Origin of the sequence: Streptomyces sp. CB01635 (assembly GCF_002803065.1) — a bacterium.
Taxonomy (GTDB): Bacteria; Actinomycetota; Actinomycetes; order Streptomycetales; family Streptomycetaceae; genus Streptomyces.
On sequence record NZ_NNBL01000002.1, the window covers coordinates 795,476 to 815,560 of the forward strand.

16 protein-coding genes and 1 riboswitch are annotated in these 20,085 nt (G+C 73.0%); of the genes, 3 read left to right on the forward strand and 13 right to left on the reverse strand.

What is annotated here, in order from left to right:
- The 3 genes from CG723_RS47360 to cobM form a co-directional block, all read right to left on the reverse strand.
- On the reverse strand, window positions 1-1,084 hold a 1,084-nt coding region (locus CG723_RS47360), incomplete at its 3' end, for a cobalt-precorrin 5A hydrolase (RefSeq protein ID WP_234374181.1).
- Window positions 1,085-2,362, reverse strand: a complete 1,278-nt coding sequence (gene cbiE / locus CG723_RS07680) for a precorrin-6y C5,15-methyltransferase (decarboxylating) subunit CbiE (protein ID WP_100592473.1) — start codon at window positions 2,360-2,362, stop codon at window positions 1,085-1,087.
- Complete coding sequence (gene cobM / locus CG723_RS07685) at window positions 2,359-3,186, reverse strand: precorrin-4 C(11)-methyltransferase (protein WP_100592474.1); 828 nt, start codon at window positions 3,184-3,186, stop codon at window positions 2,359-2,361. Before cobM ends, cbiE begins: the two co-directional genes overlap by 4 nt.
- Window positions 3,187-3,348: 162 nt before the next feature.
- Here cobM and CG723_RS07690 point away from each other — a divergent pair, with 162 nt between their 5' ends.
- Entirely contained in the window at window positions 3,349-4,080 is a 732-nt protein-coding gene (locus CG723_RS07690; RefSeq protein WP_100592475.1) for a ZIP family metal transporter, read from the forward strand.
- A gap of 23 nt (window positions 4,081-4,103) precedes the next feature.
- Here CG723_RS07690 and cobI read toward each other — a convergent pair whose 3' ends face one another.
- The 10 genes from cobI to CG723_RS07740 all read right to left on the reverse strand — a co-directional run bounded on the left by cobI (window position 4,104) and on the right by CG723_RS07740 (window position 17,978).
- The gene (gene cobI / locus CG723_RS07695; RefSeq protein ID WP_100592476.1) at window positions 4,104-4,868 is read right to left on the reverse strand and encodes a precorrin-2 C(20)-methyltransferase; all 765 of its coding nucleotides are present in this window, start codon (window positions 4,866-4,868) and stop codon (window positions 4,104-4,106) included.
- The gene (locus CG723_RS07700) at window positions 4,865-6,370 is read right to left on the reverse strand and encodes a cobyrinate a,c-diamide synthase (RefSeq protein WP_100592618.1); all 1,506 of its coding nucleotides are present in this window, start codon (window positions 6,368-6,370) and stop codon (window positions 4,865-4,867) included. The genes cobI and CG723_RS07700 overlap by 4 nt, the downstream gene beginning before the upstream one ends.
- The gene (gene cobO / locus CG723_RS07705; RefSeq protein WP_100592477.1) at window positions 6,367-6,966 is read right to left on the reverse strand and encodes a cob(I)yrinic acid a,c-diamide adenosyltransferase; all 600 of its coding nucleotides are present in this window, start codon (window positions 6,964-6,966) and stop codon (window positions 6,367-6,369) included. Before cobO ends, CG723_RS07700 begins: the two co-directional genes overlap by 4 nt.
- A complete protein-coding gene (locus tag CG723_RS07710) occupies window positions 6,966-9,032 on the reverse strand; it encodes a putative cobaltochelatase (RefSeq protein WP_100592478.1) in 2,067 nt (688 codons plus the stop codon). Before CG723_RS07710 ends, cobO begins: the two co-directional genes overlap by 1 nt.
- Window positions 9,029-12,724: a cobaltochelatase subunit CobN gene (gene cobN / locus CG723_RS07715; protein WP_100592479.1), complete on the reverse strand. Its 3,696-nt coding sequence runs from the start codon at window positions 12,722-12,724 to the stop codon at window positions 9,029-9,031. The genes CG723_RS07710 and cobN overlap by 4 nt, the downstream gene beginning before the upstream one ends.
- The gene (locus CG723_RS07720; RefSeq protein WP_100592480.1) at window positions 12,721-14,232 is read right to left on the reverse strand and encodes a cobyric acid synthase; all 1,512 of its coding nucleotides are present in this window, start codon (window positions 14,230-14,232) and stop codon (window positions 12,721-12,723) included. The genes cobN and CG723_RS07720 overlap by 4 nt, the downstream gene beginning before the upstream one ends.
- Entirely contained in the window at window positions 14,229-15,170 is a 942-nt protein-coding gene (locus CG723_RS07725) for a cobalamin biosynthesis protein (protein WP_100592481.1), read from the reverse strand. Before CG723_RS07725 ends, CG723_RS07720 begins: the two co-directional genes overlap by 4 nt.
- Window positions 15,171-15,281: 111 nt before the next feature.
- Window positions 15,282-15,423, reverse strand: a riboswitch (cobalamin riboswitch).
- Between the two features lie 110 nt (window positions 15,424-15,533).
- Window positions 15,534-15,755, reverse strand: a complete 222-nt coding sequence (locus CG723_RS07730; RefSeq protein ID WP_100592482.1) for a hypothetical protein — start codon at window positions 15,753-15,755, stop codon at window positions 15,534-15,536.
- A gap of 15 nt (window positions 15,756-15,770) precedes the next feature.
- Window positions 15,771-17,045 (reverse strand): inorganic phosphate transporter, encoded by a 1,275-nt coding sequence (locus CG723_RS07735; protein WP_100592483.1) that lies wholly within the window; start codon window positions 17,043-17,045, stop codon window positions 15,771-15,773.
- 189 nt (window positions 17,046-17,234) lie between these two features.
- Window positions 17,235-17,978: a lysozyme gene (locus CG723_RS07740; protein ID WP_100592484.1), complete on the reverse strand. Its 744-nt coding sequence runs from the start codon at window positions 17,976-17,978 to the stop codon at window positions 17,235-17,237.
- Between the two features lie 203 nt (window positions 17,979-18,181).
- On the opposite strand from CG723_RS07740, the gene CG723_RS07745 reads away from it, so the two are divergent.
- Entirely contained in the window at window positions 18,182-18,859 is a 678-nt protein-coding gene (locus CG723_RS07745) for a class II aldolase/adducin family protein (RefSeq protein ID WP_100592485.1), read from the forward strand.
- A 69-nt stretch (window positions 18,860-18,928) separates the two neighbouring features.
- The gene (locus CG723_RS07750) at window positions 18,929-20,056 is read left to right on the forward strand and encodes an alpha/beta hydrolase (protein ID WP_100592486.1); all 1,128 of its coding nucleotides are present in this window, start codon (window positions 18,929-18,931) and stop codon (window positions 20,054-20,056) included.
- Window positions 20,057-20,085 lie beyond the last annotated feature (29 nt).

Consider the following 20,085-nt stretch of genomic DNA (forward strand, 5'->3'; position numbering starts at 1 on the left):
TCTGGTCGACGTACTGGTCGAGGCCGACGAGTACGGACGCGGCGCGCAGCTCGTCGCGGGCGCGCGGCGTCACCAGGTCACGGGCGCCGGGGCCGAGCCCGACGACGGCGAGCCGGCCGCGCGGCGCGGTGCGCACGACGGCGCACGTCGCCATCGCGGGCTTCCCGTCGGCGCGCACCGACTTCCGCTTCGGTACGAGGAGTTCACCGCCGGCGACCAGCGCGGCGGCCTCCGCCACGGAGGGCGTGCCGACGGCGTCGAGCGGCGCGTCGGACGGGTTCGGCACGGCGACTGCGGCGAGTGTCTCGGCGCCGTAGGTCACGACGGGCACGCCCAACTGCTCGGCGGCCTCGACGATGCCCGGCTCACCGGCCTTGGCGTCGACGGTCGCGAGCCGCGCCACGGACAGCGGCGAGAGCCCCGCGTCCCGCAGTGTCTCGCGCACGAGCCCGAGCACCTCGTCGACCGGCGCGCCCTTGCTGGCGCCGACGCCCACGACGAGCGACGGGGGCCGCAGGACGACCTCGCGGTCGGCGGGCTCCACGGCGCGGTCGGTGACGCGGATCGTGTGCGCGGCCACCTGGTCCGGCGCGACATTTCCCGGCAGCGCGGGCAGCCGGTGGGCCGACTCGGCGTGCAGGGCGACCGGTTCACCGTCGAGGACCGCCCGGGTGACCCCGGCGACGTCACCCTCGACGGGCAGGCCGAGCGTGTCGAGCCCCGGCACGTCCACGGCGTCCGTCGCCGTGGTCACCACCGGCTCGGCCTCCAGGACGGCGGCCACCTCACGCGCGAGCGCGTTCGCCCCGCCCTCGTGCCCGCCGAGCAGCGACACCGCGAACCGCCCCGCCTCGTCGACGCACACCACGCCCGGGTCCACGTGCTTGTCCCGCAGCAGGGGCGCGACGAGCCGGACCACGGCCCCCGTCGCCAGGAAGCACACCACCTGCTCGCACTCCGTGAACGCGCGCCGCACGGCGTCCCCCACAGAACCCTCGTACACGCGCGTACGCGACGGCCATGCCGACGCGAGCCGGTCGCGGGACACCGCCCCGGCCGCCGTGGCGGAAATCAGGCCGATCACTCAACTACTCCTTCGTTCAAGGAAGTCCACGGAAGTGGCGCTCTGCGCATCTGCATCGGGCCGTACGCCCCACACCAGGAACACCGGATTGGCCGCGGCGAGCCGGGAGACGTCGCCCGGCAGGGGCGCGAGCCGGGACGACTGGAGCAGCACCCCGTCGGTGACGAACCCGGCAGCGCCCAGTGCGTCCCGCACCGCGCCCACCCGGTCCACCGCCGCCACGGCGACCACCACGGACCGTCGCGTGCGTCGGGCGCACGCCGTCACGATCGCGGTCAGCTCACGCCCGCCCCCGCCGATGAACACGGCGTCGGGGTCGGAGAGATCGGACAGGACGGTGGGCGCCGCGCCGTGCACGACGCGTACGTCGACACCGTGGGCGGCGGCGTTGTCCCGGATCCGGGCCACGCCGTCCACGGTCTTCTCGACGGCCACGGCCGCGGCACCGAACCGCGCACACTCCACGGCGACCGAGCCGGAACCGGCCCCGATGTCCCACACCAGGTCGCCCGGGCGCGGCCCGAGCCGCGCGAGCGCGAGCGCCCGCACCTCGAACTTGGTGATCATCGAGTCACGATGCTCGAACTCGCCCTCGTCCAGGGCCCATCGGGACGGGGGGCGACCGGGACCCGCGAGGGTGCGCACCGGTGCGAGCACCCGCTTCTCGTCCAGGCAGAGCACCACGCTCACCGCGTCGCCCCAGTCACGGGCGGCGGCCTCCGACGGCGTGACGCGTTCAAGGCTCTCGTGCTCGGGGTCGCCGAGGCGGGACGCGACGACGAGCACGCGGTCGGCGCCGCGGTGCGCGAGTTCGGCGCCCAGCTCGGCAGGGCCCGCGCCAGGACCCGTCAGCACGGCGGCCTTCGGGTACGCGCGGCACACGTTGACCGCGGTCCGCAGGTCACGGCCGTGCGCGCTGACCACCGCCGCGTCGTCCCACGGAAGGCCGACGCGCGCGAACGCCGTCGCCACCGACGACACCCCCGGCCGCACGTCGAGCGCCGCGGACCCGAACCGCTCGGCGAGCGCCCGCACGATCCCGAAGAACCCGGGATCGCCGGACGCCAGCACCGCGACGCCCTGCCCCTTCTCGATGTACCGCTCGACCGCGTCCAGCGCAGGGGCCAGCGGCCCGAGCACGACCCGCTCCGCCCCGGGAGCCAGCAGCGCCCCGGCCGCGTCGAGATGACGCCGCCCGCCGACGACGAGAGCGGCGGACGACAGGGCCGGATCCGGGGACAGCGGCGCCCCCGTCCCCGTACCGAAGACCGTGATCACGACTGGGCCTGTGCGGATTTCCCGGCCCGCAGCGCAGCCCGCGCCTCGGGGTCGGCCTTGCGGAAACCGTGGAAGTGGCCCGGGTGGTAGAGGTGCGAACGCGTGCCCTCCGCGTCCAGGGCCGGACCGACCAGGAACAGCGTGTGCTTCCACAGCTTGTGCTGCTTCACGGTCTCCTCCAGCGTGCCGATCGTGCACTTCACGATCAGCTCCTCCGGCCAGGTCGCCTGGTACGCGACGACGACCGGCGTCGACGTCGGGTAGCCGCCCTCCAGGAGCTCACGCACCAACTGCCCGCTGCGCGCGGCCGACAGGAACAGCGCCATCGTCGTGCCGTGCCGCGCGAACTCCCGCACCTCCTCGCCCGGAGGCATCGGCGTCTTGCCGCCGCCGAGCCGCGTCAGGACCACGGACTGCGCGACCTCGGGGATCGTCAGCTCGCGCTGCACGAGCGCGGCCACCGCCGAGAACGACGAGACACCCGGGATCACCTCCGTCGCGATACCGAGCCGCGCGCACCGGTCGACCTGCTCCTGCGTGCCGCCCCACAGCGCCGGGTCCCCGGAATGGATGCGCGCGACCCGCAGCCCGTCGCGGTGCGCCCGCTCGTACACGGCGACGACGTCCTCCAGCGACATCGTCGCCGAGTCCAGGATCTCCGCGCCCTCGCGCGCGTGGTCGAGGACCTCCTCCTGCACCAGGCTGGCCGCCCAGATGACGACATCGGCGTCCGCGATGGCGCGCGCGGCGCGGAACGTGAGCAGATCGGCGGCGCCGGGCCCGGCACCGACGAAGGTCACCTTGCCGGTGGTTGCTTCGGGCATGACTGGGGTCCTCTCGGGGATGGACGTCGTACGCGTGAGGATCACGCGGTCGTACACGGTTCGGTCGTACGGAGGTACGGGAGCGGTATCGGACGGGTCGGAAGGTGCGGTTCAGCCGGTCCCGGGCGTGCGCGGACAGTACCGATCCGCTAGCAAAGGACCATGGCCGTCCTCGTCGCCCTTGGCTCGTTCGTGATGACACTCGTCGGCGGCTGGACCGCCCACCACGTCACCGACCGGCGCCACTTGGTGCTCGGATTCGCCGGCGGCCTGATGCTCGGCGTGGTCGGCTTCGACCTGCTTCCGGAGGCCCTGCACGGCGCGGGCAACGAGATCTACCAAGTGCCGGCCGCGCTGCTCCTGTTCGTCGCGGGCTTCCTCGCCGCGCACATCGTCGAGCGGCTGCTCGCGATGCGCCAGGCCGCACACGGGGCGCAGGAGGGCGAGGAACAGGTGCCCCAGGTCGGCCTCGGCGCCGCCTCCGCGATGGTCGGGCACAGCGTCGCGGACGGCGTCGCGATCGGCGCCTCGTTCCAGGTGAGCAGCACCATGGGGTACACCGTCGCGCTCGCCGTGATCACGCACGACTTCGCCGACGGCTTCAACACGTACACGATCACGCGCGCCTACGGGAACGCCCGCCGCAAGGCACTCGCGATGGTCGGCGCGGACGCGCTCGCCCCGGTGGTGGGCGCCGCGTCGACGCTGCTGTTCACCATCCCGGCGCAGGCCCTCGCCTGCTACCTCGGGTTCTTCGGCGGCATTCTGCTGTACATCGCGGCCGCGGAGATCCTGCCGGAGGCCAGCCACCACCACCCGGCGCGCTCCACGCTCCTGTGCACGATCGCGGGCGCCGCCCTGATGTGGCTGGTGATCGGCGCGTCGGGGGACTAGGGCCTGTTCCGCCCCCCGGCGGGTCACAGTTTCCCGCCCCGTCCGCCGTCGCGCCGAGCGGGCGCGATCAGCGTCGACAGGTACGGCAGCGCGGCGTCGGTCTCCAGTTCGGCGGCGGGCCTGATGGACTCCTCGGGCAGCCCGAGCGCGGACCCCCACACGGCGTCCTGCGTCCGCCCGGTCTCGCGCAGCGCCGCGGCGACCTCGCCCGCGAGCCGCCCGAACTTGTACGCGACGACGGTGCCGGGCCCCGCGAGCGCCTCCTTGAGCACGGCCGAACCGGCGGTCACCGGCACGAGCGTCAGCGGCTCGGTGCCCTCGGTGAGCACGGCGCCGGACCGCGCGGCGAGGTCCTGCATGGCGGTGATGCCCGGCACGGTCGCGACGACGGTCCCCGGCACCAGCTCCTCGACGGTCAGGGCGAGATACGTGAACGTGGAGTACACGTTCGGGTCGCCGATCGTCGCGAACGCGACGGAGCCGTGCTCCCGCAGGAGCGCCGCGACGCGCTCACCGGCCGCGTCCCAGGCGGCCTCGCGCCGGGCCCGGTCCGAGCGCTCGTTGAGCGCGAAGACGACGCGGACGACTTTGACGGCGGGCACGTAGTGCAGGACGGTCGCCTCGGCGCGGCCGGGCTCACCGCCATCGGTCCCGTCGGCCGCGGCCATCACCGGTACGACGACGACGGCGGCCTCGCGCAGGGCGTTCACGCCCTTCACGGTCACGAGCTCGGGGTCACCGGGACCCACGCCGACGCCGGTCAGCCGGTGCGTGGTGTTGCTGGTCATGACGGGGTGACTCCTTCGGTTGCCCGCGCGACTTCGGTTGCCTGCGCGACGATGCGCCGCGCCGCCTGGGGCACGGCGGCCCAGTGCACATGCAGATACGAGGCATGCACCCCGCCCTGCACAAACCCTTCGACGCGCCGCCCGGGACGCGTGATGCCCCACGCGGGGGAGGCGCCGGCCCCGGGTTCGACGACGGTGCGATGGAACTCGTGACCGCGCACCCGTGTCCCGTTCGCGGCCAGCACGCTGTCGGACACAGCGACGGCGTCCCGGTACCCGAGCGTCAGCCGCTCCGACATCCGCGCGTCGATGTCCAGAACCCCGCACATGGGCCGCCCGTCCAGGGACCGCGCCAGATACAGCAGCCCCGCACACTCGGCGACGACGGGAGCCCCGGACCGCGCGAGCTCCCCGACGGCCTTGCGCAGCGGTTCATTGGCGGACAGCTCGGAGGCGTACACCTCCGGAAAACCCCCACCGATGACCAACGCCTGTGTCCCGTCCGGGAGTTGCTCGTCCCGAAGAGGGTCGAAGGACACGACGTCGGCCCCGGCGGCGGCAAGCAGCTCACTGTGCTCGGCATAGGAGAAGGTGAAGGCGGCGCCACCGGCCACGGCGACGCGAGGCTTGCCCCCCTTGCGGTCCGGCAACTCCGGTGCGTCCGGCCCGTCCTGCGTTTGAGGACCGGGGTCCGGGGCAGAGCCCCCCCGCGGCGGAGCCGCATATTGATACGGCCGGGAAGGGGCGGGCCGGGGGAGAGACCCCAAAACCTCAGCCGCATCCCAAGCCGCACAGTCCAACGGCCCGGCACCACGAGCCACCGCATGGAGCGCGTCCAGGTCACACCCGACCCGCACCAACTCGGCCATCGCGGCAACAGCCGCAACCGCCTCCGCCCCCCGCTCGGCCACCGGTACAAGCCCCAGGTGGCGCGAGGGAGTCACCACTTCCCCACCCCGGCGCAAAGCGCCGAACACCGGCACCCCCGACTCGTCCAGCGCCTCGCGCAGGATCGCCTCGTGCCGGTCGGAGCCGACCTTGTTGAGGATCACCCCGGCGAGCCGCACCTCAGGATCGAACGACGCAAAGCCATGCACGAGCGCGGCCACGGACCGCGCCTGGGACGACGCGTCGACAACGAGCACGACCGGCGCCCGAAGCAGCTTCGCGACATGCGCGGTCGACGCCAGCTCGCCCTGACCGGAGGCCCCGTCGAAAAGCCCCATCACGCCCTCGACGACGGCGAGATCGCACCCCCGCGCCCCGTGCGCGAAGAGCGGCGCCACGAGCTCGGGCCCGCACATGTACGCGTCGAGGTTGCGCCCGGCGCGCCCCGTGGCGAGCGCGTGGTACCCGGGGTCGATGTAGTCGGGCCCGACCTTGTGCGGCGACACGGCGAGCCCGCGTCCGGCGAACGCCGCCATCAGACCCGTCGCGACGGTCGTCTTGCCGCTGCCCGACGAGGGCGCGGCAATGACGAGCCGTGGCAGGGACGAACTCACCACTCGATGCCCCTCTGGCCCTTCTGGCCCGCGTCCATCGGGTGCTTGACCTTGGACATGTCGGTGACCAGGTCGGCGAAGTCCAGCAGCTTCTCGGGGGCGTTGCGCCCGGTGATCACGACGTGCTGGGTCCCGGGCCGGTCCCGCAGCACGGAGATGACCTCGTCCGTGTCGATCCAGCCCCAGTGCATCGGGTAGGCGAACTCGTCGAGCACGTACAGCTGGTACGTCTCGGCGGCGAGGTCACGCTTGACCTGCTCCCAGCCCTCGCGGGCCTTCTCCTCGTTGTCCATCTGCGCGTCGCGCTGGACCCAGGACCAGCCCTCGCCCATCTTGTGCCAGTCGACGCTCCCGCCCTCGCCGCTCGCGCCGAGGACGCGCAGCGCGTTCTCCTCGCCGACCTTCCACTTCGCCGACTTGACGAACTGGAACACCCCGATCGGCCAGCCCTGGTTCCAGGCGCGCAGGGCGAGCCCGAAAGCCGCCGTCGACTTGCCCTTGCCGATGCCGGTGTGGACGACGACGAGCGGCCGGTTGCGCCGCTGCCGCGTCGTGAGCCCGTCGTCCGGCACGACGCTCGGCTGTCCCTGAGGCATTACGCGGCCCTCCTGCTGTTCGACTGCAGACCCTGCATCTGTCGGACCTCCTTCACGAGCCCGGCGATGGAATCGGCCCGCAGCTCGTCGAGCGTCACCGCCGTCCCGCCCAGCTCGCCCGCCAGCTGACCGGCGAGCCCGAGCCGCACAGGGCCCGACTCGCAGTCCACGACGACCGACGCCGTTCCCTCGGCGGCGAGCAGCCGCGCCGCACGCCCCGCGAGCGCCACCGGCTCGGGACCGCCCGTCGCGCGCCCGTCGGTCACCACGACGAGGAGCGGCCGGCGCGCCGGGTCCCGCAGTCGCTCCACGCGCAGCACGTCGTGCGCCTTCAGGAGCCCGGCGGACAGCGGCGTACGCCCACCGGTGGGCAGCGACTCGAGCCGTACGGCGGCCGCGTCCACGGAGGACGTCGGCGGCAGTGCCACATCGGCCGAGGACCCGCGGAACGTCACGAGCCCCACCTTGTCCCGCCGCTGGTACGCGTCGAGGAGCAGCGACAGGACAGCGCCCTTCACGGCGCTCATCCGCTGCCGCGCCGCCATCGACCCGGAGGCGTCGACCACGAAGAGCACGAGGTTGCCCTCGCGGCCCTCCCTGGTCGCCTGCCGCAGATCGTCACGCCGCACCACGAGCCCGGGGCCGGAACGCCCGCGCGCCCGCTGGTGCGGGGCGGCGGCCTGCACGGTCGCCGCGAGGTGCAGCTTGGTGAGCGCGCCACGCGGGCGCCGCGCACCCGTCGTACGCCCGTGCTCCGTGCGGGCCCGCGAGCGCCGCCCCGCGGCACCCTCACCGAGTCCGGGCACGCTCAGCATCTTCGTACGGAAGGGCTCACCGGCCCGGGCGGCCGCCTGCTCGCCGCCGCCCGCGGGAGCCTTCTGCTCGCCGCTCTCGGAGGGCTCGCCCTGCGCCGGGATGTCGGCGGCCTGGTCGCCACCCGTGTCGGGGCCGCTGCCCTCGGGCGCGTCCTGGGGCGGCTGCCCGCCCCCTCCACCGGGGCCGTCCCCGTCACCGTCCCCGCCGCCGTCACCGTCAGGGTCGGGCTCGTCGTCCTGCCCGCCGAACTCCTCAAGAGTGTCGTCGAGCTTGTCCTCGTCGAGCCCCGGCGCGTCGAACGGGTTGCGGCGCCTGCGGTGCGGCAGCGCGAGGAGCGCGGCCTGCCGCACGTCCTCGGCCAGCACGTCCGTGCGGCCCGCCCACGCGGCGAGCGCCGTCGCCGTACGCGCCATCACGATGTCCGCGCGCATCCCGTCGACCTCGAACGCGGCGCACGTCGCGGCGATCTGCCGCAGCGCGGCGTCGCCGAGCCGCACCGAAGGCAGCAGGTCACGGGCCGCGACGATCCGCGCCCGTACGGCGGACTCCTCCTGCTCCCACTTCCCGGCGAAGCCCTCGGGGTCGTCGTCGTAGGCGAGGCGCCGCTTGACGACCTCGACGCGCTGGTCGGGCTCGCGGGAGGCGGCGACCTCCACGGTGAGGCCGAACCGGTCGAGCAACTGCGGCCGCAGCTCGCCCTCTTCGGGGTTCATGGTGCCGACGAGCAGGAAGCGCGCGGCATGCCGCACGGACACGCCCTCGCGCTCCACGTACGAGGCGCCCATCGCGGCGGCGTCCAGCAGCAGGTCCACCAAGTGGTCGTGCAGCAGGTTCACTTCGTCGACGTACAGGATCCCGCGGTGCGCGTCGGCGAGGAGCCCCGGCTCGAAGGCCTTCACGCCCTCGGCGAGCGCCCGCTCGATGTCGAGCGCGCCGACGAGCCGGTCCTCGGACGCGCCGACGGGCAGCTCGACCATGCGGGCGGCACGTGAGGTGCCGGGTCCGGTCTCGTGCGGGCCGTCCGGGCACGCCGGGTCCGGGGCGCCGGGCGCACACGAGAAGCGGCACCCGGCGACGACCTCGACCTCGGGAATGAGGGCCGAGAGGGCGCGTACGGCCGTGGACTTGGCCGTGCCCTTCTCGCCGCGCACGAGCACCCCGCCGACGGCAGGGCTGACCGCGTTCAGCAGCAGCGCGAGCCGCAGGTCGTCCTGCCCGACGAGCGCGGTGAACGGATAGGGGGTACTCACTGGTCGTCGCCCTCCAAGTCGCCCTCAAGTTCCAGATACGTGGCCCGCAGCCGCTCCAGCGTCTGCGCGTCCGGCTCGGCCCACAGGCCGCGCTCGGCCGCCTCGAGCAGCCGCTCGGTGATGCCCCGCAGGGCCCACGGGTTGGACTTCTTCATGAAGTCCTGGTTCTCCGCGTCGAAGACGTACTCGGCCGACAGCTTCTCGTACATCCAGTCGTCGACCACGCCGGCCGTCGCGTCGTACCCGAAGAGGTAGTCGACGGTGGCGGCCATCTCGAAGGCGCCCTTGTAGCCGTGGCGGCGCATCGCGGCCATCCAGCGCGGGTTGACCACACGGGCGCGGAACACCCGGTGGGTCTCCTCGCCGAGCGTGCGGGTCTTCACCTGGTCGGGCACGGCGGAGTCGCCGACGTACGCCTCGGGGGAGGCCCCCGTCAGATGCCGCACCATGGCGACCATGCCGCCGTGGTACTGGAAGTAGTCGTCGGCGTCGACGAGGTCGTGCTCGCGGGTGTCGACGTTCTTCGCCGCCACGTTGATGCGGCGGAACGCCGTCTCCATGTCGCCGCGCGCCGCCCGCCCGTCGAGCCCGCGCCCGTACGCGTAGCCGCCCCACACCGCGTACACCTCGGCGAGGTCCGCGTCGGACTGCCAGTTGCGGGCGTCGATCAGCGGCAGCAGCCCGGCGCCGTACGCGCCCGGCTTCGACCCGAAGATGCGGGCCGTGGCCCGCCGCCGGTCGCCGTGCTCGACGGTGTCCTGTTCGACATGGGCGCGTACGTGGTTCTGCTCGGCGGTCTCGTCGAGCGCGGCGACGGCCTGCACGGCGTCGTCGATCAGGCCCACGACGTGCGGGAACGCGTCGCGGAAGAAGCCGGAGATACGGACCGTCACATCGATGCGCGGGCGCCCGAGTTCGGCGGCGGGCACGATCTCGAAGCCGGTGACACGGCGCGAGGCGTCGTCCCACACGGGGCGGCAGCCGAGCAGCGCGAGGATCTCCGCGATGTCGTCGCCCTGCGTACGCATCGCCGAAGTGCCCCACACCGTCAGGCCCACGGACTTGGGGTACTCGCCGGTGTCGGCCAGATAGCGCGCGACGAGCGAGTCGGCGAGCGCCTGCCCGACCTCCCAGCTCAGCCGCGAGGGGATCGCCTTCGGGTCGACGGAGTAGAAGTTGCGGCCCGTCGGCAGCACGTTGACCAGGCCGCGCGTCGGCGACCCGGACGGTCCCGCGGGCACGTATCCGCCGTCGAGCGCGCGCAGGATGTGCCCGATCTCGTCCGTCGTACGGGCGAGCCGCGGCACGAGCTCACGGCACGCGAACTCCAGCACCGCCACGGCGTCCGGGAGTTCGGTCCCGACGACGTCGCGGACGAGCGCGGGGACGGCAGCGGCGTCCCAGCCGCGCTCCTCCATGCCCTCGGCCGAGCGCCGGCACAGCTGCTCCAGGAGGTCGATCGCGTCGGCGGCGCTGCGGGCGGGACCACTGACGAGGTCCGTCAGTTCGGCCGGCACCTTCACGGGGGCGCCGGGCTCGCCGAGCAGCTCCTTCTCGGCCAGGCCGAAGTGCTCGGCCAGGCAGGCGCGCAGGCCGGGCAGCGCGTTCGCGGTGCCGCCCCACACCTGCGAGGCGCGCAGCACGGCGAGTACGAGGTTCACGCGCGGCTCGCCGACCGGGCCGCCGCCCAGGATGTGCAGACCGTCGCGGATCTGCACGTCCTTGATCTCGCACAGATAGCCGTCGATGTGCATCACGAACTCGTCGAAGTCGCCGTCGTCCGGCTGCTCGTCGACATGCAGGTCGTGGTGGAGCTCGGCGGCCTTCACCAGCGTCCAGATCTGGGCGCGCACGGCCGGGGCCTTCGTCGGGTCCAGGTCGGAGACGAGCGCGTACTCGTCGAGGAGCTGCTCCAGCTTCGCGAGATCGCCGTACGTGTCGGCGCGCGCCATCGGCGGCACCAGGTGGTCGACGACCGTGGCGTGCCCGCGGCGCTTGGCCTGCGTGCCCTCGCCCGGGTCGTTCACGATGAACGGGTAGATCAGCGGCAGCTCGCCGAGGACCGCGTCGGGCGCACAACTCCCGCTCAGGCCAAGGCCCTTGCCCGGCAGCCACTCCATGGTGCCGTGCTTGCCCATGTGGATGACGGCGTCCGCGCCGAAGCCGCCTTCCGATGTCACAGTCTCCAGCCAGCGGTACGCGGCCATGTAGTGGTGCGACGGCGGCATGTCCGGGTCGTGGTAGATCGCGATCGGGTTCTCGCCGAAGCCGCGCGGCGGCTGGATCATCACGACGACGTTGCCGAACTGGAGCGACGCGAGCACGATGTCGTCGCCGTCGACGTAGAGGGAGCCCGGCGGCTCGCCCCACGCCTCCAGCATCTTGTCGCGCAGTTCGGGCGCCAGCTTGTCGAACCAGGCGCGGTAGTCGGCGAGCGGCACGCGCGCGGGCGCCGACGCCAACTGGTCCTCGGTGAGCCACTCGACGTCGTGGCCGCCCGCCTCGATGAGCCGGTGGATCAGCTCGTCACCGTTGTCGGGGTAGCCGTGGACGCCGTAACCGGCCTCGCGCAGCGCGTCCAGGACGCGGACGGCGGAGGCGGGCGTGTCGAGGCCCACCGCGTTGCCGACCCGCGAGTGCTTGGTCGGGTAGGCCGTGAAGACGACGGCGAGCTTCTTCTCGCCGTTCGGCTTGTGGCCGAGACGCGCGTGGCGTACGGCGATTCCGGCGACGCGCGCGGCCCGCTCGGGGTCGGCCGCGTACACGGGGACGCCGTCGGGGCCCTCCTCCTTGAAGGAGAACGGCACGGTCACGATCCGGCCGTCGAACTCGGGGATCGCGACCTGCATCGCCGCGTCCATCGGCGACAGCGCGGCGTCCGACGCCTCCCAGGCCGCCTTCGACGACGTGAGACAAAGACCCTGCAGGACAGGGATGTCGAGGTCGGCGAGCGCGCCGATGTCCCAGGCCTCCTCGTCGCCGCCCGCGGACGCCTGCGAGGCGTGCGTGCCGCCCGCCGCGAGTACGGTCGCCACGAGGGTGTCGGCCTCACCGAGCAGCTCGTACAGGCCGGGGTCGGCGCCGCGCAGCGAACCGCAGTACACCGGAAGGGCGTTGACGCCGCGCGCCTCGATCGCGTCGCACAGCGTGTCCACGAACGCGGTGTTCCCGGACAGCTCGTGGGCGCGGTAGAAGAGCACGCCGACCGTCGGACGGCCCTCGACGCGGGCACGGCGGCCGAGCACCCCGTACTCGGGCATCTTCTGCGGCTCGGCGCTGTGCCGCTCCTGCGTGCTCCCGGCCCGGCCTTGCCCGCCCCGCAGCACGTCCTGGACGAGGAAGCGGGCCAGCTCGACGAGGTTGCCCGGGCCGCCCTCGACGAGATAGCGCAGCGCCTCGGCCACGGCGCCCGCGTGCACGGTCGACTCGGCCATCAGCTCCGCGTCCGGGACGCTCTCGCCGCCGAGCAGGACCGTCGGCACGCCGGACGCCTTCAGCGCCGCGAGCCCGTCCTCCCAGGCGCGCTTGCCGCCGAGGAGCCGTACGACGGCGATGTCCACGCCGTCGAGCAGTTCCGGCAACTCGCTCTGCACGTCCACGCGGGTCGGGTTCCCGATCCGGTAGGGGGCGCCGGAGGCCCGGGCCGCCAGCAGATCGGTGTCTGCGGTCGACAACAACAACACTGTGCTCATGCGGGCGCTCCCGGTGGAATGAAAGGCAGTCCTGACGGAGCGCCGGACTCGATGAGCCGCCACAGCGCGTCCGTGTCCGCGTGTTCTTCGATCAGATCGCCGAGCCGGTCGAGCTGCTCCTCGCGCAGCGCGCCGAACGACGTGTCGGGCGCTGGTACGAAACGGCGGCCCGCGGCGGCCGCGACCTCGCGCAGGAACGCCCGGCGGAAGCCGTCCGCCTCCAGCGAGCCGTGCCAGTGCGTGCCCCAGACGGAGCCGACGCGGCATCCGTCCAAGAAGGCTTCTCCGCCGGTGACCTCGGCGACCCCGTGATGAATCTCGTAACCCTCGACGCGCTCGCCGAGCGCCTCGCCGACGGGCCGGGCGAGGGTCTTCTCGCGCTCGAACCGCACCCGTACGGGCAGCAGTCCGAGCCCGTCCACGGCGCCCAGGCGCGACTCGACGTCGTCCTCGATGCGCTCGCCGAGCACCTGGAAGCCGCCGCAGATCCCGAGGACCGGCCGGCCCTCGGCGGCCCGGCGCGCCAGGGCGTCGGCGAGGCCGCGCTCACGCAGCCACTGAAGTGCCTTGACGGTGCCGCGCGTTCCCGGCACGACGACCAGGTCCGCGTCGACGAGCTCCTCGGCGCGGTCGACGAACCGCACGACGACGCCCGGCTCCGCGGCCAGGGCGTCCACGTCGGTGAAGTTCGACATCAGCGGGACGGCGCAGACGGCGACGCGCAACACGTCCTCGCCGACCGGGGCCGCGGTCTGCGACTCGCGCACGGAACCGCGCAGCGACACGCGCAGCCCGTCCTCCTCGTCGATGCCGAGGCCGTGCTGGAAGGGGAGGACCCCGTACGTGGGGCGCCCGGTCAGGTCCTTGAGCATGTCGAGGCCGGGCTCGAGGAGCGAGACGTCCCCGCGGAACTTGTTGACCAGATAGCCGGCCAGCAGCTCCTGGTCCTCGGGGGCGAGCAGTGCCGTCGTGCCGAAGAACGACGCGAAGACGCCGCCGCGGTCGATGTCGCCGACCACGAGCACGGGCAGCCGCGCGGCCCGGGCGATCCCCATGTTGACGATGTCGGTGCGGCGCAGGTTGATCTCGGCGGGAGAGCCCGCCCCTTCACAGATCACGGCGTCATAGCTGCCCCGGAGTTCCTCCAGGCATCCCACGACGGTGTCCAGAAGTGCCGCCTGCCGTCCCCCGTGGTAGCCCCGGGCACTCAACTCGCCGACCGGCTTGCCCATGAGCACCACCTGGCTGCTCCGGTCACTGCCCGGCTTCAGCAGCACGGGGTTCATCAGGGCGCTCGGCTCGACGCGGGCGGCCTGCGCCTGCATGGCCTGCGCCCGCCCGATCTCGGCGCCCTCGCGCGTCACGAAGGAGTTGAGGGACATGTTCTGCCCCTTGAACGGCGCGACCTTCACCCCCTGCCGCACCAGCCACCGGCAGATCCCCGCGGTGACGACGCTCTTCCCGGCATCGGACGTGGTCCCTGCCACCAGCAGTCCGCCACCACTCACGACTTCCCCCTTTGCAACAGTGCCCGCCCCGCGACACACACGCCGAGGGCCAGCCAGCTCACGCGCCGCGAGAGCCGCGCCGCCCGCTCGACGTCGGCGGTCTCCACGGCCCGGCCCGACGCGTTCAGTACGGGCCGGTGCTCGACCCGCCCGCCGTACGACAACGTGCCCCCGAGCCGCACTCCGAGCGCCCCCGCGAACGAGGCCTCGACGACACCGGCGTTGGGGCTCGGGTGCAGCCGCGCGTCCGCGCGCCACGCCGTGAGCGCGCCGCGCGGACGGCCGCCCGCGACCGCGGCGAGCACGCCGGTCAGCCGCGCCCCCGGCCAGCCCGCCACGTCGTCGAGGCGCGCGGAGGCCCAGCCGTAGCGGCGGTACCTGGCCGACTTGTGGCCGACCATGGCGTCCAGCGTGTTCACGGCGCGGAACGCGACGAGCCCGGGGATGCCGGCGACGGCGCCCCACACGAGCGCGCCCACGACGGCGTCGGAGGTGTTCTCGGCGACGGACTCGACGACGGCCCGCGCGATCCCGTCCGCGTCCAGGGCCTGCGGGTCACGCCCGCACAGATGCGGCAGCCGCTCGCGCGCCGCGTCCACGTCACCGGCGGTCAGCGCGCCCCCGATGGCGCGCGCCTCGCGCCCCAGCGACGTACCGCCGACGACCGCCCAGGTGGCGGCGGCGGTCAGCGCGATGGAGACGGCGGGGGAGTGGCGCACGGCGCGCGCGGCGAGGCCACCGGCGACGGCGGCGCCCCCGGCGCACACGGCGGTGTGCACGGCGCCCCACCCGCGGTGGTCACGCCACAGCACGCGCTCGACGGCGCCCGCGGCCCGCCCGAACGCGGCGACCGGATGCCCGCGGCGCGGATCGCCGATCAGGAGGTCACCGAGGAGTCCGGCGGCGCTGCCGTACGCGAAGACGCGCTCGGCCCGCACGGTCAGCCCGCCGCTACGGCGAGGGGAACCCTTGTACTCGTTCTCGGCGGGAGCACCCGCAACTGGCAGCCGCGCATGGCGATATGTCCTCACTCAGGGTGTCCACGCCCTGGTTGGAAGAGACCGGCGGCGAGAGTTCCTGGCTCGCGGGGATCACTCCCCGGTGACAGTGGCGGGACCGCGCCGGATTCGCACCGGCTTCCTCTCCTGCTGCCGTAGATGGCCCCGGAAGTCCACCACGCCCCGCGAACGCCCGTCAACTTGCCGTTGACCTGCGAAGGGAGAGTGTGCTGAGGCCCACACGAAGCGGGGTGCGGAACGCCTTCGCGTCCCGCACCCCGCACTCCTGCCGGTTACCTCCGGTCAGGCGACGATCAGGAAGATCCCGTACCCGACGGCCGCCGCGCACAGGGCGAAGCAGGCGTACGCGCCGGAGACGGCCAGCGCCGCCGAGTTGCCCTGGGCCGCCGCCGACTCCCGCTTGGTGAGGCCGACGATGCCGAGGGTGAACAGGCCCACGAGGGCCACCGTGATCACGAGGCTGACTCCGAACACGGAGCCGAGTGCTGCCCAGTCGATGTGCATAGCGCTGCTGTTTCCTTAGACCGTGGCCGGGCGCACGGGCTCCGCCGAAGGCGGGGCGGGCGAGGCGGGGATGGTGGTCTTCACGTCGGTGTCCAGGTCCGCGACCGTGCCGGCGGGCGGCGGGGTGACGGCCGCGATCGCGGTGGTCACGACGCCGGCGGGCTCGTCCGGGACGTCGACGCCATCGATGTCGTCGTCCGTGACGTTCGTGTGGTCGATCGAGTTGCGCCGGGACAGAGCCCAGATGATGCCCGCGCCGGCGATCAGGAGCAGCGCGGTGACGGCGACGCCCCACGAGCCCTGCTTGGTGAGGAACTCGGCGCCCGCGCCGACCAGACCGGCGGCCGGCAGGGTCAGGCCCCAGGCGATGAACATGCGGGTCGCGGTCGACCAGCGGACGACGCCGCCCTTGCGGCCGAGGCCCGAGCCCATGACGGCGCCGGAGCAGACCTGCGTCGTGGAGAGCGAGAAGCCGATGTGCGAGGAGGCGAGGATCGCGGTCGCGGCGCTGGTCTGGGCGGCGAAGCCCTGCTGCGGCGCGAGGTCCGTGAGGCCCTTGCCCATGGTGCGGATGATGCGCCAGCCGCCGAGGTAGGTGCCGAGCGCGATGGCCGCACCGGCCGAGACGATGACCCACATCGGGGGGTTGGCGCCGGGGCTGAGGACGCCGCCCGTGATCAGGGCGAGCGTGATGATGCCCATCGTCTTCTGCGCGTCGTTCGTGCCGTGCGCCAGCGAGACCAGGCCCGCGGAGGCGATCTGCCCGGCGCGGTAGCCCTTGGCGGTCGCCTTCTGGTCGGTCTTGCTGCCTATCCGGTACGTGAGCCGGGTGGCCAGCGTCGCGGCGATGCCCGCCACGAGCGGCGCGGCGACGGCCGGGAGCAGGATCTTGGTGACGACGGTGCCGCCGTTGATCGACGACCAGCCCATCGACATCACGGCGGCACCGATGAGGCCGCCGAAGAGCGCGTGGGACGAGCTGGAGGGGAGGCCCACCAGCCAGGTCAGGAGATTCCAGAGGATGGCGCCCACCAGCGCCGCGAAGATGACCTCGGTCTTGAGTCCGTCCTCGTTGATGATGCCGCCGGAGATCGTCTTGGCGACCTCCACGGAGAGGAAGGCTCCGACGAGGTTCAGCACGGCGGACATGGCCACCGCCGTCTTGGGCTTGAGAGCGCCGGTCGAGATGGTGGTGGCCATCGCGTTGGCTGTGTCGTGGAAACCGTTCGTGAAGTCGAACACGAGAGCGGTAACGATCACGATCCCGAGGAGAAGCGTGATGTGTTCCATTTACCCAGGCTTCTGTTGGACGTCAGTGGCTCGGCGACCGTAGGCAATCTGAGTGAACGGAAGATGAACTGAGGCGGGCGGTGCGGTGACTCGAAGCGGAGTGCCGCCACTCCGTTGGAAACGGGGCGGCGGCACGGGGTCGTTCGCGAAGCGGAACGGTGGCTCAATCAAGCGGAAGTAAGCCTTCCGCTAGCCGCGGGCGAACCTCCGCAACTGCGCCTGTGAACCGTTGAAGAGATTCTGGTCACCCGGCAGTCCGCCGCTGTTGTCGTACTGCCAGAACGTCCAGTACGACCAGCCCGACGGCAGCGCCCCGGCGGACTCGTCGTAGCGGGCGAGCCATAGCGCGTGGTTCCCCGCGAAGGCCGCGCTGTTGCCCGTGCAGTTCTTCCACCAGCGGTAATTGGTGTAGATCACCGGCCGGCGGCCCGTCCTGCGCCGCACCTCGTCGCTGAACGACCTGATCCAGGAGATCATCTTCCCCTTGCTCAGGCCGTAGCACTTCTTCGAGCTGTACGGGTTGTACTCGATGTCGAGCGCCGGCGGCAGCGTCCAGCCGTCCGCCCGCCACCCGCCCCCGTTGCGCACGAAGTACGAGGCCTGCGTCCGGCCGGACGACTTGTTCGGGAGCGCGAAGTGGTACGCGCCGCGGATGATGCCGGCGCTGCGCGCTCCGTTGTACTGCCGGCTGAAGTAGGGATTGCGGTAGGTGGTGGACTCGGTCGCCTTGACGTAGACGAACCGTGCACCCTTGCTCTTGGCCTTCTGCCAGTCGACGTTCGTCTGGTGCGACGAGACGTCGTGCCCCTTGGTGCCGCCCGCCGCGGACGCCGGAGCCTGTGCGAGAGCGGTTCCCCCGAACGTCAGGGCGGCGAGTGATGTCGCGGCCGCGATCTGCGCGCGGCGACGGGACGGCTTGTGACCACGAGCCATATTTCCCCCCGGAATGGCGACGTGCATGACAAATCCCACCGGAGGCTACCGGAAGATCCCGCTGAGCCCGTCGGTCTCCAGCCAATCGTTTCCAGGCGGGCATTCATGCCCATTCGTGCGCTTCCGGACTCCTCGGATCCGCATTAAAGTGCCCGGGCGCCACGATCCACGCGGGCCCGCCGGGCGGCTGGCAGGATGCGGGCATGGCGCAGGAACCGGGCGAGGCAGGGCAGGGCGCGGACGGACTCGCGCAGGCATGGAGCGCGCTCGTGGCGACGGCCCGGCGCACCGTCACCGACGGCCTCGTCGTCGGGACCTCGGGAAACGTCTCGGTGCGCATCGGCGACACCGTCCTCGTCACGCCCAGCGGGGTCCCCTACGACGAGCTCACCCCGGACGACCTCGTCGCCGTCGGCCTCGACGGCGGGCAGCGCGCCGGAACCCTGACCCCGACCAGCGAACTCCCGATGCATCTGGCGGTCTACCGCGCGACGCCCGCCCGTGCCGTCGTCCACACCCACGCGGTCCACGCCACCGCCGTCTCCACCCTCGTGCCCGAGCTCCCGCTCATCCACTACATGGCCGCGACCCTCGGCGGACCTGTCCGGGTTGCCCCGTATGCGACGTACGGCACCGAGCGGTTGGCCGAGAACGTGCTCGACGCTCTCAAGGGGCGGACAGGCTGCCTGCTCCAGAACCACGGCACCCTCACCTACGGCGACACCCTCGCCGCCGCCTACGACCGCACGGCCCAGCTCGAATGGCTGTGCCGCGTCTGGCTCACCGCGAGCGCCCATCCCCACCACACGCCGACGCTCCTCACCCGCGACCAGGTGCGCGAGGTGGAGGAGAAGCTGCGGGGGTACGGGCAGCCGGGCTGAACCGGCACCCGACGGCCCCCCGGCCTCGCCCCACTGGCCGGTCGGAGCCCGGGCGCGGACACTGGGACGGTGCGCACCGCCAGAGCGACGGCCGCTGCCGTCACCGCAGTCATCGGTGCCGGCGCGGCCGCGATCGCGGCCGGCCGGTTCGCCAGCGATGCCGCCCTCAAGGCGCCCGCGGGCCGGCCCCTGCCCACCGAGCCACGCCTGACCGTCCACGCCACCGCCGCGGGCCAGATCACGCTCACCCGCGACCTGGCCTCCCTGCGCCCGGGCACGTACGGCCTGAGCGGCGACGGATTCCACGCCGTGGTCGGGCCCGTACTCGAGTCCGCCCCGCACGCGGCGGACGCCGTCGTACGCCGCCTGGAGCGCGTCACCCACGGCTCCCTCGAACCCGGCGCCAAGGCATGGCTCACCCCCCAGGTCCACATCGGCGACCCCAAGGCGGCACTCGGCCTCGACCACGCCGACATCGACATCCCCGGCGAACTGGGCGGGCTCCCCGCCTGGTTCGTCCCCGGCGCCCGCGACACCTGGGTCATCACCGTCCACGGCCTGGGCACCACACGCGAGCACCCCATGGTCCTCATGGACTTCCTGCACCGCCACCGCTTCCCCGTGCTGGACCTCGCCTACCGCGGCGACCTCGGCGCCCCCCGCTCCCCGGACGGCCTCGGCCACCTCGGCGAGACGGAGTGGCGCGACCTGGACGCCGCGATCCGCTATGCCGTGCGCTACGGAGCGCAACGCGTCATCGTGCACGGCTGGTCGACCGGCGCCGCCATGGCCCTGCACGCGGCGGCCCATTCCGCTTTGCGGGACCGTATCTCCGGGCTCGTCCTCGACTCACCCGTCCTCGCCTGGGACGTGACGCTGCGTGCCCTCGCCGAGGCCCGCCGTGTCCCCAGGCCCCTGCTCCCCCTCGCGGTCCGCGCCGCCCAGGGCCGCACGGGGCTGCACGGCGACCGCCTCGACACCGCCGCCCACCCCGAGGCGCTCAAGGTGCCCACGCTCCTGATGCACGGCCCCGACGACGAGATCGCCCCCTGGGGCCTGTCCCGCGAACTGGCGGCCCGGCGCCCCGACTTGGTCTCGCTCCACACGGTGGACAACGCCCCGCACGGAGCCATGTGGAACGCCGACCCGCAGACGTACGAGGAGACGCTCCGCCGCTTCCTCACCCCCCTCATGTAGCTCCTCACGGTTCCGTCATACGCACGGGA